The organism is Pseudomonas sp. RC2C2, from assembly GCF_018390435.1.
Taxonomy (GTDB): domain Bacteria; phylum Pseudomonadota; class Gammaproteobacteria; order Pseudomonadales; family Pseudomonadaceae; genus Aquipseudomonas; species Aquipseudomonas donghuensis.
This window is the reverse complement of sequence record NZ_JAHBAX010000001.1, coordinates 3,054,048-3,071,188: the sequence shown is the minus strand read 5'-3', so window position 1 is coordinate 3,071,188 and position 17,141 is coordinate 3,054,048. Positions and strand designations below refer to the sequence as shown.

At 62.7% G+C, this 17,141-nt stretch carries 10 protein-coding genes and 1 pseudogene; 4 read left to right on the top strand and 7 right to left on the bottom strand.

Annotated features, from left to right (window positions below; translation table 11 throughout):
* Positions 1 to 217: 217 nt before the first annotated feature.
* Together KHO53_RS14080 and glyA are read left to right on the top strand one after the other, a co-directional pair.
* Positions 218 to 3,934: pseudogene (locus tag KHO53_RS14080) on the top strand (sensor domain-containing protein); the annotation flags it as partial.
* A gap of 196 nt (positions 3,935 to 4,130) precedes the next feature.
* Entirely contained in the window at positions 4,131 to 5,384 is a 1,254-nt protein-coding gene (glyA, locus tag KHO53_RS14075; protein WP_010226395.1) for a serine hydroxymethyltransferase, read from the top strand.
* Between the two features lie 121 nt (positions 5,385 to 5,505).
* Here the strand turns inward: glyA and yjiA are convergent, their stop codons facing one another.
* From yjiA to KHO53_RS14060, 3 genes are all read right to left on the bottom strand, one after another.
* Positions 5,506 to 6,474, bottom strand: coding sequence for a GTPase (yjiA, locus tag KHO53_RS14070; RefSeq protein ID WP_010226396.1), 969 nt, complete (start codon positions 6,472 to 6,474; stop codon positions 5,506 to 5,508).
* Positions 6,475 to 6,564: 90 nt separating this feature from the next.
* Positions 6,565 to 6,762, bottom strand: a complete 198-nt coding sequence (locus KHO53_RS14065) for a YbdD/YjiX family protein (protein ID WP_010226397.1) — start codon at positions 6,760 to 6,762, stop codon at positions 6,565 to 6,567.
* A gap of 18 nt (positions 6,763 to 6,780) precedes the next feature.
* Positions 6,781 to 8,847 (bottom strand): carbon starvation CstA family protein, encoded by a 2,067-nt coding sequence (locus tag KHO53_RS14060; protein ID WP_010226399.1) that lies wholly within the window; start codon positions 8,845 to 8,847, stop codon positions 6,781 to 6,783.
* A gap of 183 nt (positions 8,848 to 9,030) precedes the next feature.
* Here KHO53_RS14060 and KHO53_RS14055 point away from each other — a divergent pair, with 183 nt between their 5' ends.
* Positions 9,031 to 9,396, top strand: coding sequence for a PilZ domain-containing protein (locus tag KHO53_RS14055; RefSeq protein ID WP_010226401.1), 366 nt, complete (start codon positions 9,031 to 9,033; stop codon positions 9,394 to 9,396).
* A 262-nt stretch (positions 9,397 to 9,658) separates the two neighbouring features.
* Entirely contained in the window at positions 9,659 to 11,179 is a 1,521-nt protein-coding gene (locus KHO53_RS14050) for a nucleobase:cation symporter-2 family protein (RefSeq protein ID WP_213570429.1), read from the top strand.
* 60 nt (positions 11,180 to 11,239) lie between these two features.
* Here KHO53_RS14050 and KHO53_RS14045 read toward each other — a convergent pair whose 3' ends face one another.
* The 4 genes from KHO53_RS14045 to KHO53_RS14030 form a co-directional block, all read right to left on the bottom strand.
* Positions 11,240 to 12,406, bottom strand: a complete 1,167-nt coding sequence (locus KHO53_RS14045; protein ID WP_213570428.1) for a Fic family protein — start codon at positions 12,404 to 12,406, stop codon at positions 11,240 to 11,242.
* Between the two features lie 162 nt (positions 12,407 to 12,568).
* On the bottom strand, positions 12,569 to 13,915 hold the full coding sequence (locus KHO53_RS14040) for a TolC family outer membrane protein (RefSeq protein WP_213570427.1): 1,347 nt from the start codon (positions 13,913 to 13,915) through the stop codon (positions 12,569 to 12,571).
* A 5-nt stretch (positions 13,916 to 13,920) separates the two neighbouring features.
* Complete coding sequence (locus KHO53_RS14035) at positions 13,921 to 15,255, bottom strand: HlyD family type I secretion periplasmic adaptor subunit (protein ID WP_159388091.1); 1,335 nt, start codon at positions 15,253 to 15,255, stop codon at positions 13,921 to 13,923.
* A 2-nt stretch (positions 15,256 to 15,257) separates the two neighbouring features.
* The gene (locus tag KHO53_RS14030; protein ID WP_213570426.1) at positions 15,258 to 17,027 is read right to left on the bottom strand and encodes a type I secretion system permease/ATPase; all 1,770 of its coding nucleotides are present in this window, start codon (positions 17,025 to 17,027) and stop codon (positions 15,258 to 15,260) included.
* Between the last annotated feature and the right edge of the window lie 114 nt (positions 17,028 to 17,141).

Below are 17,141 nucleotides of genomic sequence, written 5' to 3'. Positions count from 1 at the left end.
GGCGTCCGGCTTATAGTGCGCAACCGGAGCCGTCGCCAGGAACGCGGCACTTGCCAACCAGCAGCTCTAAACCTGCCATCCAGCCATACCGCAGGATCAACGTTTGACCAATCTCTCTCAGCCGTCATCCCTGCGCAAGCCGGCCACTGCGTCAGGCTCGCCGCTGCGCGGTTCATTGAAAGGCGCGCTGGCCCTGTTGGTGCTGTTGCTGCTCGGCCTGCTGCTGTGGCAGTTGATTGCCCAGTTCCGTCATACCCAGGCTGACCAGTATCAGCAAAGCTTGAACGACAGTGCCGAGCTCGCCGATCACATGAGCCTGAACATGGCGCTCAAGGCCCAGGTGGTGCTCAATCAGTTCCAGCAATACCGCGTGTCGCCTGGCCCGGAACACCTGCCAAAAGTCATCGCCCAGTTGCGCCAGCAACAGCCGAACCTGCTCAGTGTCGCCTGGATCGGCGCCGACGGCAGTCTACAGGCCGACAGCCTGAACGCCAGCCCCGATTACCAGGTGCTGGACGAGCTGCTGCGGCTGAACCAGGGGCGCGACTACTATTACAGCAACAGCGCCGATAACCAGCAGGTCTACCTGTTGCTGCGCCAGCCGGGCGAAGCGCCCAGCGGCTACTGGTTCCTGCGCCTGGCGCCGAGCTACTACAGCGACCTGACCACCCACCTGGACCGGCCCAACCACCCCTTGTGGTTGCTGGAAAACAGCCGTACCGGCGACATCATCAACCGCCATCAACCGACTCCCGGCAGCGATGAGCCGCTGCAAAGCGTGATGCTGGCGTTTCTCGACAACAGCACCTGGCAGCTGCGCGGCCTGTTCGATGCAGGCCTTGCCCGCCAGCAACTGTTGCCGGCACTGATCGGCAAATGCGTACTGGGGCTGTTCTGCGCATTGATACCGCTGCTGGCCTTGATCAACATGCGCCGCCGGCATCGCCTGCTGCAGGAAAGCCGTCGGCGCTACCACGACATTTTCGAAGGTACCGGGGTCGCCCTGTGCGTGCTCGACCTCTCCGGCCTGCCCGGTCAGCTCGAGCGTTATCGCCTGCGCAGCCGCCCGGCCCTGGAACAGCGCCTGGCGTTCGACCAGCCTTTGCGCCGGGTGCTGCTGCAAGAACTGAAAGTCACCGAAGTCAATCAGGTGGCCCTGCAACTGCTCGGCGTCAATTGCTGTGACAGTGCCTGGCAGCGCCTGGTCGAAGGTTCGCAGACCGACAGCGACGGTATCGGCGTCCAGCTGCTCGGGGCGATCCTCGACAACCAGCAACAGCTGGAGCTGGAGGTACGCCTGCCGACGGCGGATGGCGAAGACCTGCACCTGTGGCTGATGGTGCGCTTCCCGCAGCAGCGCCGTGATTATCAGGCGGTGATCCTCAGCATCAGCGATATCACCAGCCGCAAGCAGGTCGAGCTGTCGTTGCTCGAACGCGAAAGCTTCTGGTCGGACGTGGTGCGCACCGTGCCTGACCAGCTGTACGTGCAGGATGTGCAAAGCCAGCTGATGATCTTCAGCAACCGCAACCTCGGCCAGACCCTGGGCTACAGCCGCGCGGAGCTGGCGAAGATGGGCGATCATTTTTGGGAGTTGCTGCTGCACCCGGACGATGCCCAGCTGTACCGGCAATTGCGCCAGCAACAACGCCACTCGGGTTATGTCGAGCAACTGCATTGCCAGCTGCGTTTGCGCCACCACGACCAGTGCTGGCGCCGCTTCGACATTCGCGAACAGGCCCTGACCCGCAACAGCGCAGGTTGCGTGACGCGGATCATCGGCGTCGGCAAGGACGTTACCGAGCAGATCGAGGCCAGCGAATCCCTGCGCGACAGCGAACAACGCTACCGCATGCTCGCTGAAAGCATCAGCGACGTGATCTTCTCCACCGACAGCCAACTGCAACTGAACTACGTCAGCCCGTCGATCCAGGCGGTCCTGGGCTTTGAAGTGGAGTGGATCATCGAAAACGGCTGGCATTCGACCATCGCCAACCCGGCCCAGCTCACCGGCATCTACAGCCTGGTCGAGCGGGTCAACAAGGCCCTCGGCGACCCCGAACAGCTGGAGCAGTTGCGCACCCAATTGCCGACCCAGCTGTTTTTGTTCGACTGCCTGCGCGCCGATGGCCGCAAGATCCCGATCGAGCTGCGCCTGGTGCTGGTCTGGGATGACCAGGAGCGCTTCGAGGGCATCCTTGGCGTCGGCCGCGACATCAGCCAGCAACGCCGCGCCGAGAAAGACCTGCGCATGGCCGCCACGGTATTCGAGCACTCGACCTCGGCGATCCTCATCACCGACCCGGCCGGTTACATCGTCCAGGCCAACGAAGCCTTCAGCCGCGTCAGTGGCTACGCCGTGGCCGATGTACTGGACCAGTTGCCGAGCCTGCTGACCGTCGATGAGCACCAGGATGCCCACCTGCGCTACGTGCTCAAGCAGCTGCACCAGCGCGGCACCTGGGAAGGCGAAGTGTGGCTCAAGCGCCGCAACGGTGAACACTACCCGGCCTGGGTCGGCATCACCGCGGTACTCGACGATGAAGGCGACCTGGCCAGCTACGTGTGCTTCTTTACCGACATCAGCGAGCGCAAGGCCAGTGAACAGCGCATCCACCGCCTGGCCTACTACGATGCCCTGACCCACCTGCCCAACCGCACCCTGTTCCAGGACCGCCTGCACACGGCCCTGCAGCAAGCCGATCGGCACAAGGCCTGGGTGGTGCTGATGTTCCTCGACCTCGACCGCTTCAAGCCGATCAACGACTCCCTCGGCCATGCCGCGGGCGATCGCATGCTCAAGGACATGGCCGAGCGCCTGCTCGACTGCGTCGATGACGACGACACCGTGGCGCGCATGGGTGGCGATGAATTCACCTTGCTGCTGCAACCGCGCGCCACCCGGGAAATGGCCTTGAACCGCGCCATTCACGTGGCCGAACAGATTCTCGGCAGCCTGGTGCGACCGTTCGTGCTGGAGAACCGCGAGTTCTTCGTCACCGCCAGTATCGGCATCGCCCTCAGCCCGCAGGATGGCAGCGAGCTCAGTCAGCTGATGAAGAACGCCGACACCGCCATGTACCACGCCAAGGAGCGCGGCAAGAACAATTTCCAGTTCTACCAGGCCGACATGAACGCCAGTGCCCTGGAGCGCCTGGAGCTGGAAAGCGACCTGCGCCACGCCCTGGAGCAGAACGAGTTCATCCTTTATTACCAACCGCAGTTCAGCGGCGACGGCAAGCGCCTGACCGGCGCCGAGGCGCTGCTGCGCTGGCGCCATCCGCGACGCGGGCTGGTGCCGCCAGGGGACTTCATCCCGGTGATCGAGGAGCTCGGCCTGGTGGTCGATGTCGGCGATTGGGTGCTCAAGGAGGCCAGCCGCCAGCTCAAGGCCTGGCACCAGGCCAAGGTGCGGGTGCCGAAGGTCTCGGTGAACATCTCGGCGCGCCAGTTCTCCGACGGCCAGTTGGGCGAGCGCATCGCCACCATCCTCAAGGAAACCGGCCTGCCGCCGGCGTGCCTGGAGCTGGAACTGACCGAAAGTATCCTGATGCGCGAGGTCAACGAGGCCATGGTGATCCTCGACAGCCTGAAGAACCTCGGCCTGAGCATCGCGGTCGACGACTTCGGCACCGGCTATTCGTCGCTCAACTACCTCAAGCAGTTCCCCATCGACGTGCTGAAGATCGACCGCACCTTCGTTGACGGCCTGCCCGAGGGTGAACAGGATGCGCAGATTGCCCGGGCGATCATCGCCATGGCCCACAGCCTGAACCTGGCGGTGATCGCCGAGGGCGTGGAAACCCACGAGCAGTTGGAGTTCCTCCGTGAGCACGGCTGTGACGAGGTGCAGGGTTACCTGTTCGGGCGGCCGATGCCGGCGCATCAGTTCGAGGCGCAATTCAGCAACGAAACCTTGTTCATGTTCGAGTAGGCAGGAAGCTGCAAGCCTTAAGCTACAAGCGGCAAGTTAGAAGCGTTACGCGTTCGGCCTTTGACTTGCCGCTTGAAGCTTGCAGCTTGTCGCTCATGAGCCCCATTTGTCTGCGACATGATGCCCTTTCATATGCCAGACAAAAGCTGATGAGGTAGAATGCCCGCCTATTTCAGCACGATCCTTGAGGACCGCCATGTTCAGCCGTGATTTGACCATTGCCAAGTACGACGCCGATCTCTTTGCCGCCATGGAGCAAGAAGCTCAGCGCCAGGAAGAACATATCGAGCTGATCGCCTCGGAAAACTACACAAGCCCCGCTGTCATGGAAGCCCAAGGCTCGGTGCTGACCAACAAGTACGCCGAAGGCTATCCGGGCAAGCGCTACTACGGCGGTTGCGAATACGTCGACGTGGTCGAGCAACTGGCCATCGACCGTGCCAAGGAACTGTTCGGCGCCGATTACGCCAACGTCCAGCCGCACGCCGGTTCGCAAGCCAACAGCGCCGTCTACCTGGCCCTGCTGTCGGCCGGTGACACCATCCTGGGCATGAGCCTGGCCCACGGTGGTCACCTGACCCACGGCGCCAACGTCAGCTCCTCGGGCAAACTGTACAACGCCATCCAGTACGGCATCGACGCCAACGGCCTGATCGACTACGACGAAGTCGAGCGCCTGGCGCTCGAGCACAAGCCGAAGATGATCGTTGCCGGCTTCTCGGCCTACTCGCAGATCCTCGACTTCCCACGCTTCCGCGAAATCGCCGACAAGGTCGGTGCCTACCTGTTCGTCGACATGGCCCACGTTGCCGGCCTGGTCGCTGCAGGCGTGTACCCGAACCCGGTGCCATTCGCCGACGTGGTCACCACCACTACCCACAAGACCCTGCGCGGTCCACGTGGTGGCCTGATCCTCGCCCGCGCCAACGCCGAGATCGAGAAGAAGCTGAACTCCGCGGTATTCCCGGGCGCCCAGGGCGGCCCACTGGAGCACGTGATCGCCGCCAAGGCCATCTGCTTCAAGGAAGCACTGCAGCCTGAGTTCAAGGCCTACCAGCAACAAGTGGTGAAAAACGCCCAGGCCATGGCCGGCGTGTTCATCGAGCGCGGTTTCGACGTGGTTTCCGGCGGTACCCAGAACCACCTGTTCCTGCTGTCGCTGATCAAGCAGGAAATCTCCGGTAAAGACGCCGACGCCGCCCTGGGTCGCGCCTTCATCACCGTCAACAAGAACTCGGTTCCAAACGACCCACGTTCGCCGTTCGTCACCTCCGGCCTGCGCTTCGGCACCCCGGCCGTGACCACTCGTGGCTTCAAAGAGGCCGAGTGTAAAGAACTGGCTGGCTGGATCTGCGACATCCTCGCCGACCTGAACAACGAAGCGGTGATCGACGCCGTTCGCGAGAAGGTCAAGGCCATCTGCGCCAAGCTGCCGGTATACGGCAAGTAAGCACAGCGTCATGATGTGAAAAAGCCCGGCTCAAGAGCCGGGCTTTTTTGTACCTGTAGGAGCGGGCTTGCCCCGCGATGCAATAGTGATCGCACCATCGCATCGCGGGGCAAGCCCGCTCCTACAGAGTCAAAGCCTCAAACCCTTCGCGAATCTTCGCCTCCGGCAAATCGTCGGCAATGAACACCATCACACTCTCGCGCACTTCCCCCTCTGCCCACTCAGTATCCCAGTCAAAGCCATAAAGCTTGAGCACGCCCTGGAACACCAGGCGCCGCTCCTCTGCGGCAATGTTCAGCACGCCCTTGTAGCGCAGCAGCTGCTTGCCGTGCTCCTCCAGCAACTGGTTCATGAAGTCGCTGAGGCGATCAATGTCCAGCGGCGTATCGGTGCGCAGCACCAGGCTGGAGATCCGATCCGGCGTCGCCGTCTGCACGACCGGGCGCAGGCTCAAACCGCCACCCAGGTCGGCATTGAGGTTGAAGCCGCGCACATCGAGCAATTCGGCCAGGTCGATCTTGCCATGCTCCACCACCCGAATCGGCGCACGACGGTTGATCCGCCCCAGGCGCTCGCTCAGGGCCTGGAAGCTGGCGCCATCGACCAGGTCGGTCTTGCTCACCAGCAGGCGGTCGGCAAAGCCGATCTGCGCCTGGGCAATGGTCTGGGTCAGGTGCAACTCAGCGTGCGCCGCATCCACCAGGGTGATGATGCCGTCGAGGAGGTAGCGCTCGCGCAGTTCTTCGTCGATGAAGAAGGTTTGCGCCACCGGCGCCGGGTCGGCCAGGCCCGTGCACTCGATTACCAGGCGGTCAAAGGCGATCTCGCCGCTGTCCAGGCGCTCGAGCAGCAGGTACAGCGCTTTGGTCAGGTCGGTGTGGATGCTGCAGCACACGCAACCGTTGGCCAGGGTCATGACCTGCACCGGTTCATCGCCCAGCAACTGCGAATCGATGCCGGCATCGCTGAATTCGTTTTCGATGACGGCGATCTTCAGGCCATGCTCGGCCTTGAGCAGGTGACGCAGCAAGGTGGTCTTGCCGGCGCCGAGAAAGCCACTGAGTACGGTGACGGGAATGGGAGATAACAAACCGAATACTCCTGAACGCTGAAAATGACTGTGGGAGCCCGGCGCGAACCAGGCTCCCACAGCTTTGTCACTTGCCTTGCATGCCGCTTTTCAACAGCACTTGGGCCCACCCTTGCCGCCGTAACGAGCCTCCTGGCGTTCGCGGAAGAACTCCTCGTAGGTCATCACCGGCTTGTCCGGGTGCTTGGTCTGCATATGCTCGACGTAGTTGTCGTAGTCGGGCATGCCGACCATCAGGCGGGCTGCCTGCCCCAGGTACTTACCCAGTCGACCGAGATCGTTGAACATCACTGCATTCCTCTTCGGTTACGCATCCGGCAGGGCCTGGAACGGGGACTCTTTGTCAGTCCGCTCTTTTTTGCCCAGGGCAGCGATGCCGACCTTGAGGGCGAAGAACAGAATGCTGAAGACCACGAACAGGAACAGGCCGGTCAGGGCCGCGTTGGTGTAGGCGTTGAAAATCACGTGCTGCATCTGGCCGATGTCCTTGGCCGGGGCCAGCACCTGCCCGGCGTCGAGCGCCGCGCTGTACTTGTTGGCCAGGGCCAGGAAGCCGACTGCCGGGTTCGGGTCGAACAGCTTGATGAAGCCGGCAGTGGTGGTGCAGATCAGCAGCCATACCGCAGGCACCAGGGTGACCCACATGTAGCGTTGGCGCTTCATCTTGATCAGCACCACGGTGCCGAGCATCAGGGCGATGCCGGCGAGCATCTGGTTGGAGATGCCGAACAGCGGCCACAAGGTGTTGATGCCGCCCAGCGGATCGATCACGCCCTGGTACAGCAGGTAACCCCACAGCGCCACGCAACCGGCGGTGGCGAGCAGGTTGGCGCCCCACGATTCGGTGCGTTTGAGTGCAGGTACGAAGCTGCCCAGCAGGTCCTGAAGCATGAAGCGCCCGGCACGGGTACCGGCGTCCACAGCGGTGAGGATGAACAGCGCCTCGAACAGGATCGCGAAGTGGTACCAGAAGGCCATGGTGTTTTCACCCGGCAGCACCTGGTGGAGGATCTGCGCGATCCCCACCGCCAGGGTCGGCGCACCGCCGGCACGAGCCAGGATGGTGTGCTCGCCGATGTCCTTGGCCACCGCTTCGAGGGCGTCCGGGGAAATGGCAAAGCCCCAGCTGCTGACGGTCTGCGCCACCGACACGACGTCGGCGCCAACCACTGCGGCCGGGCTGTTCATGGCGAAGTACACGCCTGGCTCGATCACCGAGGCGGCAACCATGGCCATGATCGCCACGAACGACTCCATGAGCATGCCACCGTAGCCGATGTAACGGGCGTTGACTTCGTTATCCAGCAGTTTCGGCGTGGTCCCCGAAGAAATCAGCGCGTGGAAGCCCGATACCGCGCCGCAGGCGATGGTGATGAACAGGAACGGGAACAGGGTGCCTTTCCAGACCGGGCCGGTACCGTCGGTGAACTGGGTCAGCGCCGGCATTTTAAGCTCGGGAGCGATGATCAGGATACCGATGGCCAGGCCGACGATGGTGCCGATCTTGAGAAAGGTCGACAGGTAGTCACGCGGTGCCAGCACCAGCCACACCGGCAGTACCGCGGCAACGAAACCGTAGCCCACCAGCATCCAGGTGATCTGCACGCCGGTGAAGGTGAACGCCGGGCCCCAGACCGGGTCGGCGGCAACCTGGCCCCCCAGCCAGATCGACAGCAACAGCAGCACCACGCCAATCAGCGAAATCTCACCGATATGGCCCGGGCGGATGTAGCGCATGTAGATGCCCATGAACATCGCGATCGGGATGGTCGCCATCACCGTGAACATGCCCCATGGGCTCTCGGCCAGGGCCTTGACCACGATCAGCGCCAGCACCGCAAGGATGATGATCATGATCAGGAAGCAGCCGAACAGGGCAATGGTGCCCGGAATCCGGCCCATCTCTTCACGGACCATGTCGCCCAGCGAGCGGCCGTTGCGGCGGGTGGAGAGGAACAGGATCATGAAGTCCTGTACCGCACCGGCCAGCACCACCCCGGCAATCAGCCAGAGCGTGCCCGGCAGGTACCCCATCTGCGCCGCCAGCACCGGACCGACCAAGGGACCGGCACCGGCAATCGCGGCGAAGTGGTGACCGAAAAGAATGTGTTTGTTGGTCGGCACGTAGTCCAGACCGTCGTTGTTAAGCACCGCCGGAGTGGCCCGACGTGGGTCCAGCTGCATCACCTTGGTGGCGATGAACAGGCTGTAGTAGCGATAGGCGACCAGGTAGATGGCCACCGAAGCGACGACAATCCACAAGGCGTTGATGGCCTCGCCACGACGCAGGGCGACCACACCCAGCGCACAGGCTCCTATGACTGCCAGCGCCAACCACGGAATGTGGCGTAGCAGGCTATTATTGTTGTTCATGGTTTGCTTCCAGCTAGTGGATAAAAGACAGCCTTTCGAGTCTAGCGATACTGGCAGGAAAGGCCAGCCCCCACGTTGGTCTAGAGCCCTCCAGCGTGGGTTGGACAAACCTCGTTATGCGCCCTTGCGCGGGCCTTGGCAAGTGCTGAGCTATAGTCAGGAAGAACCCCGGAGTGCCTGAACATGAGCGACCCCCAAGAACGTCGACGTTTCCAGCGAGTAGCCTTCGATAGCCCCACCGAACTGCGTCAGGGCGATCGGTACTGGCCGGTCGAGCTGATTGACCTGTCCCTCAAGGGCTTGCTGATCAAGTGCCCAGAACCTTGGGACCCCGACCTGACCCAGGACTTCGAGGCCCTTGTCCACCTGGGGGAGCAAGTAACGCTATGGATGCAGGTGGAACTGCGCCATGAGGAAGGCAATCGACTGGGTTTTGTTTGCCTGCGTACTGATATCGATTCATCGTGCCATTTGCGGCGTTTGGTCGAACTCAACCTGGCCGACAACCCCGAAATGATGCGTGAACTGCGGGAATTGATCGAAGATTAGAATCTGTTAGCACCCTAACCACCAGCCTACCCCTTGCTTTTCTGTCCATCTGGACAGCTTTTTCAGCCTCCCTGTCATTTCTCACGCAGCCTTGCGAGGGCTGCGCGCAGCTGTTGGAACGATCTCTGCATCCAGCCCTGAAGCCAAACCATAGGTAGGACTGTTCCTACGCAAATCTAAAAATTGTATACAATTGTTCTGGCATTCATGTGTAGGACTTGTCTACAGTAGCGCCACAACAATAAAACTGAGAACTTGCCCCATGAATACGTCCTCCCCTAGCACGTCTTCAGCCCAGCGTCCCGAAGACGAGAACCTGGGCCTTGGCGCCAACCTGGCTTATGGCCTGCAGCATGTTCTGACCATGTACGGCGGTATCGTCGCCGTGCCTCTGATCCTCGGCCAGGCAGCCGGCCTGGGCCCCGCCGATATCGGCCTGCTGATCGCCGCGTCGCTGTTTGCCGGTGGCCTGGCAACCCTGCTGCAAACTCTCGGCCTGCCGTGGTTCGGTTGCCAGTTGCCGCTGGTGCAAGGGGTGTCGTTCGCCGGTGTGGCGACCATGGGCGCGATCCTCAGCAGTGAAGGCGGTGGCGGCTTGCCCGGGGTATTGGGCGCGGTCATGGCGGCGTCGCTGATCGGTTTTCTGATTACCCCGGTGTTCTCGCGGATCACCAAGTACTTCCCGCCGCTGGTCACCGGTATCGTCATCACCACCATCGGCCTGACCCTGATGCCGGTGGCCGCACGCTGGGTGATGGGAGGCAACAGCAAGGCGCCGGATTTCGGCAGCATGGCCAACATCGGCCTGGCTGGCCTGACCTTTGTCATCGTCCTGGTCCTGAGCAAGCTGGGTAGCGCGACCATCTCGCGGCTGTCGATCCTGCTGGCGATGGTCATCGGCACCCTGATCGCCTGGTCGCTGGGCATGGCTGACTTCAGCAAAGTTCTCGACGGCCCGCTGGTGGCGTTGCCGACGCCGTTCCACTTCGGCATGCCGACCTTCCACATCGCCGCCATCCTGTCGATGTGCATCGTGATCATGGTGACCCTGGTGGAAACCTCGGCGGACATCCTCGCCGTCGGTGAAATCATCGACACCAAGGTCGATTCCAAACGCCTGGGCAATGGCCTGCGCGCCGACATGGCCTCGAGCATCCTGGCGCCGATCTTCGGCTCCTTCACCCAGAGCGCCTTCGCCCAGAACGTCGGCCTGGTAGCCGTGACCGGGGTCAAGAGCCGCTACGTGGTGGCCACTGGCGGGGTGATCCTGGTGGTGCTCGGCCTGCTGCCGATCATGGGCCGGGTGATTGCCGCGGTGCCGACCTCGGTACTGGGTGGCGCCGGCATCGTGCTGTTCGGCACCGTTGCCGCCAGCGGCATCCGCACTTTGTCCAAGGTCAGCTACAAGAACAACGTCAACCTGATCATCGTTGCCGCCTCCCTGGGCTTCGGCATGATCCCGATTGCCGCGCCGAACTTCTACGCGCAGTTCCCCAACTGGTTCGAGACCATCTTCCACTCCGGCATCAGCTCGGCTGCGATCATGGCGATCGTGCTCAACCTGGTGTTCAACCACTTCACCGCCGGCAACTCCGACCAGCAGTCGGTATTCGCCGCCGCCTACGAACGCACCCTCCACTACTCGGACATTTCCGCCCTGCGCGATGGTGACTACTTCGAAGACGGCAAGCTGTTCAACGCCGAAGGCAAGGAGGTACCGGTGATGAGCGAGGCCGAGCATGGAGAGCCGCCGGCGCGACGAGAGGCGATTTCGGAGCACTGATTGGGTTGCGCTTGATTCAACAGGGCCGGTGCTTATGCACCGGCCTTTTCTATTGCGCCGTTATTGATGCGCCGATGACAGCTGCTGGGTAATGAATCCCTCGGCGGTCAGCGCACGGATAACCCCACGCAAAAGGTAGCTGTGGGAAAAGCCCAAGGTGTATTGGCGGGCATTGGGCTTGATCGGGACCAGCATGCCGCGCTCAACCAGTTTCTTGATCTGATACGTACGTTGAGGGCCATTCAGTCCCGGCATCGCGGCTGCCAGGTCACTCGATCTGGCAATTGCGCTGTCACTATCGAGCAGCAACCGGAGCACTCCGTACTCAAGCTCGGTAAGCAACGCCCGCTCACGGGCATGGGCCAGTGCTGGAGACAGGATGGCCTGTTTCAAATAACGGTAATCCAATAATCGATCAAGCTTCCTGAGTTCGTCCAGAATGCCCCGCAGAACATACTCGCACCACCGCTCCTGCCCTTCGGCCGTACCGGCATCCGCTTGGGCAAGCATTTCGTAATAGCGTTCGCGGTCATTGCAAAACACCGCGGTCGGGTTGAGCAAACGCCCACCTGCAGCGACGTTGAATCCATATTTGATCAACATCACATAGGTCAATAACCGCACCACGCGGCCATTGCCATTGCTGAACGGGTGAATCCAACCGAATCGATGATGAGCGATGGCAACCTTCATCAGATCGTACTTTTGGGGATCCCTGCGATTGATGAAAGCAACCAGCTCTTCCATGTAACCTTGGACCTGCACCGGATCGGGCGGGAGATGGCTCGACTGGGCGATACGCACCTGTCCAGCGCGGAAACTGCCAGGGGTTCGATCCCCTTCCCTGTCGAGGTCGTCGACGGTAATGGCATGCAACTCTCGCAGCAGATGCAAACCGACGTCATCCGCCTCATTGAAATGGTCCTCGACAAAAGTCATGGCTTTTTCGATATTGGATATTTCGCGAAGCTGGTCCGATGCGGAGTCAGTCCCCTCCACTTTGCTTTCGACATAGTCCGCAAGTGTCGTGTGGTTACCTTCGATACGTGCCGAACCCAAGCTCTCTAGAAGGTGGAAAATGCTCTTGAGCTGGAAGAACAGACTGGAAGGTGTGGTGCCAGCAAGCCGATAGCGACGTAAGTGCTCAAGCTCCGTCAAGACATCCACCAATGGCGAGTCGAAGGAAGGGTTAAGCAGTGCCAGTTCGTGGTGCTTGAAAGTCGGCATGTCGAATTATCTCAAGAGCACTTCTTCAGTAAGTCAAAAAATAGCACATGAAAGCCCTGTAAATACTGGGCTTTATAAGAAAGCGCTTAAGCAATTATGTCAAAACACGGCGAGTAGCCAAGTCAAACGCTTGGTTACTGCAAGTCAAATGGCAAGCTGAACTCAGCCTGCAGCCAAATCCCCCGGGCCGCTGGCAAAGTAGCCATTCAGTTGCTGCAAATCCTGCGGTTCCAGCACCCCAGCCAGATAACGCAGCTGCAACCAGGCGCGCAGGTAATCGTAGCGCGCCTGCGCCAGGTCGCGGCGGGCGCTGTACAACTGCTGTTCGGCATCGAGCACGTCGAGGTTGACCCGCTCGCCACCGGCCACGCTTTTGCGCGTGGCCGTGATCAAGCCGCTGGCTGACTTGACCGCCAACTCATAGGCGCGGATCTTCGCCGTGCTGCTGGCACAGAGGTTGAACTGCTTGCGCAACTGATTGAGCGTGTCGGCAATCTGCCCATCCAGGCTGAAGCGCGCACTGTCGCGCTCGGCAGCCGCCTGGCGGGTGGCCGCCGACACGCCGCCGCCGGCGAACAACGGCAGGCTGACCTGGATGCCGATGCTGTCGGTGTCATAGCGCTGGTCGTAGCTGCTTTCGGAGCTGGAGCTGGATTTGCCGGTGCTGGCATAGGCACTCAGGGTCGGCAGGTGGCCGGCGCGCTGACGCTCGACGGCGTAGTCGGCGGCAACCAGGGCGTGACGCTGGGACGCCAGTTCGGCGTTGTAGGCCACGGCAAGATCCCGCCAGCTTTCGAAGCGCAGTGGCTGCAAGGGTTGAACGCGGAAATCACCATTCAACGGCGCCAGGTCGGCAACCTCCAGCGGCTCGCCGATGATCGCCTGCAGCGTACGCAGGGCAGCATCGAGGTTGTCGCTGGCTTCGATCTCTTGCGCCTGGGCCAGCTCGTAGCGTGCCTGGGTTTCCAGCAGGTCGGTACGGGTACCCTCGCCGCCCTTGAGCAAGCGCCGATTCAGTTGCAATTGCTCGGCATAGGCACGGCGCTGGGCCTGGGCCAGGGCGATCTGCTCGTTGGCGAACAGCGCCTCACTGTAGGCGTCGAACACCCGCACCGCCAGCTCCTGGCTGCGGCTGCGAAAACGCTCGTCCGCCAGCAACGCCTTGGCCACACCCTGGCGGTACTCGGCCCAGGCACCATAGTCGAACAGCGGCTGTTGCACGGTCAGCGTCGAGGTGTAGCTGCGGTAGTCACGCTGGCTGGTGACGTTGCCACGGGCGTTGGTCTGGGTCACTTCGGAATCGTTGCGGGCATTGTTGTAGCGGTAGGACAGGTTCGGCAGCAACGCTGCCCGGCCGATGGCGCGGCTCTCAAGGCCGGCATCGCGCTCGGCGATGGCGGCATGGAAGGCCGGATCGTTGCGCAGGGCCAGGGCATAGGCATCGCCCAGGTCCACTGCAGCGGCCGACAGGCTGGTGCCCAACAACAGCAGGCATGACCACACACGCATCGACATCATTCCTCCGCCAGGGCGACATGCACCCGGTCGGTCAACGGCTTGAACAGGTAATTGAGCAGCGAGCGCTCGCCGGTACGCACGAAGGCTTGCACCGGCATGCCGGGGCGGATGTCCTGGCCGGCCAGTTGCTGCAAGCCGGCGTCACTGACCTTGGCGCGTACCTGGTAGTAGGGCTGCTGGGTTTTCTCATCGACCAGGCGGTCGGCCGAGACCAGGGTCAGCTCACCCTCGACCCGTGGCGTTTTGCTCTGGTTGAAGGCGACGAACATGATCTCCACCGGCAACCCCGGGTGCAGGCGGTCGACCAACTCCACCGGCGCACGGGCATCGATCAGCAACGGCGCATCGCTGGGGACGATCTCCATCAGTTGCTGACCGCGGGCGATCACTCCGCCATTGGTGAACACGCTCAGGCCCACCACCGTGCCGCTGGCCGGGGCGCGCAGCTGGGTGTTGGCCAGTTCGAAGGCGGCGCTGCGCAGGCGGTTGCCGAGGTCTTCGGCGCTGGACTGCATCTCGCTCAACTGCTGGCCGACTTCGCGCTGGTACTCCTGTTGCCGCTGGGCCATGCGCAGTTTCAGCTCCAGAACCTGGCGGCGGGTGCGGCCGATATTGCCCAGGTCCTCCGAAATCGCGCCGTTGATCTGCGCGTACAAGCGCTCGCTGTCGAGCAGGCGGTTGCGTGCAATGTAACCGTCACGGGCCAGATCACGCAGCCCCTGCAGTTGTTCATCAAGCGCAGCACGTTGTTCCTGCTTGTGGCTCATCGAGCCCTGCACACCGGCCAGCATGGCCTCGGCGCCGGCGATGTTCTCGCGCAGGCCGGCCAGCTCCATGTCCAGCGACTGGCGCCGGCTGTTACGCAACTGGCGCTGCAGTTCCAGGGCGGTGGCCACCCAGGGCTCGGCCGCCAGGGCCTGCAGCTCGGTCGGGAAGGTGATCGATGCCAGCCCGTCACGCTCGGCTTGCAGGCGCGCTTCACTGGCCCGGGCGTTAACGTACTGAACCCTTAACGAATCATGCTGGGCCTGAGCCTGGGTGGCGTCCATCTGCACCAGCACCTGCCCGGCACTGACACGGTCGCCGTCGCGCACCAGCAGACGTTCGATGGTGCCGCCCGTGGGATGCTGCACAGCCTGGCGACTGCCGGCGACCACCACGTTGCCCGAAACCGGCACGCCCTTGTCCAGCGGTGCCAAGGCGGCCCAGAGGATGAAACCGCCAAAACCACCGATCACCAGCCAGCGGCCCAAACGGCTGTGGCGGCGGGCATCGAGGGTCAGCAGGTTGTCGGGAATGGCATGCGCGTGAAGCGACTGAGGGACGGTCATGATCAGGATCTCGGGGTGCCGTAGCTCATGCTGACGCTGGCCGCGCTGCGTAGCGCCGGGGTGGGGGTGGGAATGCCGGCCGGCTTATGGCTGCGCTGCAGGTCCTGCAGCACCCGCGCGCTCGGACCGAAGGCCTGCATCTGGCCGCTCTGTAGCACCAGCAACTTATCCACAGCCGCCAGCAGGCTGGACTTGTGGGTAATCAGGATCAGCGTGCGCTGCTGCGCCTTGATCTGCTTGATAGCCTCAAGCAAAGCGCGCTCGCCAACATCATCCAGGTTGGAATTGGGTTCATCGAGCACGATCAGCGCCGGCAGGCCGTACAACGCCCGGGCCAGGCCGATGCGCTGGCGCTGGCCACCGGACAGCCCCGCCCCGCCTTCACCCAACTGGGTGTCATAAGCATTGGGCAGTTTCAGGATCAGCTCGTGCACACCGGCCCGTTGTGCGGCGGCCACCACCTGTTGCGAGTCGACCGCACCCAAGCGGGCGATGTTCTCGGCAATGCTCCCGGCGAACAGCTGCACGTCTTGCGGCAAGTAACCGATGTGGGTGCCGAGCAGGCCCTTGTCCCAGTGCTGCAGCTCGACGCCATCCAGGCGCACCTTGCCGGCAGCCGGCAAGGCAGCGCCAACCAGCAAACGCGCCAGCGTCGACTTTCCCGAGCCGGACGCGCCAATAATCCCCAGGCTGTCGCCGGCCGCCAGCTCGAAACCGAGATTGACCAGGCACGGCTTGCGCGTGCCCGGCTGCATCGCACTGAGCTGCTCCACCAGCAAGCACCCGCTCGGTGCCGGCAACGGCATGCCGGCCGCGCGCGGCGGTTGCTCGCTGAGCAAACTGTACAACCGCTCATAGGCCTGGCGTGCCGACCCCCACTGGCGCCACACGGCAATCAGCTGGTCGATCGGCGCCAGCACCCGGGCCATGAGAATGGAGCCGGCGATCATCATCCCCGGGGTAATCAGTTGCTCGATCGCCAGCCATGCGCCCAGGCCCAGTACCAGCGATTGCAGGGCCAGGCGCAGGCCCTTGGACACTGCGGTGATCGCTGCCGTGCGTTCGCTGCCGAGGTTCTGGCGCAGGAGAAAACCGTGGTGCAACCTGGCCCAGCGCTGACGCACCGCCGCCAGCATGCCCATCGCCTCCATGACTTCGGCATTACGCAGGTTGGCGCCAGCCTGCTGTCCGGCCTGCTGCGACAGCTGCCCGGCTTCGGCGAATGGCGCCTGGGTCAGGCGCTCGTTGATCCAGGCGAGGATCGTCAACAACACGGCGCCAACCAGCGCCATCAACCCCAGCCAGGGGCTGAACAGGAACATCACCAGCAGGTACACCGGGAACCATGGCGCATCGAAAAAGGCGAACAGCGCCTGGCCGGTGGCGAACTGGCGCAAGGTGGTCAGGTCGCTGAGCACCTGGGTCGCCGCCCCCTTGTGGCCGGCCAGGCTGGCCTGATAGGCGGCCTCGAACACGCGCGGGTTGAGGCGCATGTCCATCTGCGTGCCGAGACGGATCACCACCAGGCTGCGCACCCACTCCAGCAGGCCCATGAAGGCGAACAGGCCCAGCACCATCAGGCTGAGCATCAGCAAGGTCATCTCGTTGCCCGAAGACAGCACCCGGTCGTAGACCTGCAGCATGTACAGCGCTGGTGCCAGCATCAGCAGGTTGATCACCGCAGTGAACAGGCCAATGTTGGCAAAGCCGGCGCGGCAGGCCTTGAGCGCCTGCAATACTTCGTTCGCAGGGCGGGAGCGGGTTGCTTTCATGAAGGACCTCAATAGGGCGAGCCCGCGGGCGGTTGACCTCGCCGGCGCAGGCTCGCAGAATTCGCACCACCGCCGCCTGGGCCCGGCAAAGACGCAGGCGGCGGGGTAAGCCAG

Coding starts and splice junctions, on each gene's coding strand:
- glyA (WP_010226395.1), top strand. CDS start 4,131: ATGTTCAGCCGTGATTTGACCATTGCCAAGTACGACGCCGATCTCTTT.
- KHO53_RS14065 (WP_010226397.1), bottom strand. CDS start 6,762: ATGTTCAACGATCTCGGTCGACTGGGTAAGTACCTGGGGCAGGCAGCC.
- KHO53_RS14060 (WP_010226399.1), bottom strand. CDS start 8,847: ATGAACAACAATAATAGCCTGCTACGCCACATTCCGTGGTTGGCGCTG.
- KHO53_RS14055 (WP_010226401.1), top strand. CDS start 9,031: ATGAGCGACCCCCAAGAACGTCGACGTTTCCAGCGAGTAGCCTTCGAT.
- KHO53_RS14050 (WP_213570429.1), top strand. CDS start 9,659: ATGAATACGTCCTCCCCTAGCACGTCTTCAGCCCAGCGTCCCGAAGAC.
- KHO53_RS14045 (WP_213570428.1), bottom strand. CDS start 12,406: ATGCCGACTTTCAAGCACCACGAACTGGCACTGCTTAACCCTTCCTTC.
- KHO53_RS14040 (WP_213570427.1), bottom strand. CDS start 13,915: ATGCGTGTGTGGTCATGCCTGCTGTTGTTGGGCACCAGCCTGTCGGCC.
- KHO53_RS14035 (WP_159388091.1), bottom strand. CDS start 15,255: ATGACCGTCCCTCAGTCGCTTCACGCGCATGCCATTCCCGACAACCTG.
- KHO53_RS14030 (WP_213570426.1), bottom strand. CDS start 17,027: ATGAAAGCAACCCGCTCCCGCCCTGCGAACGAAGTATTGCAGGCGCTC.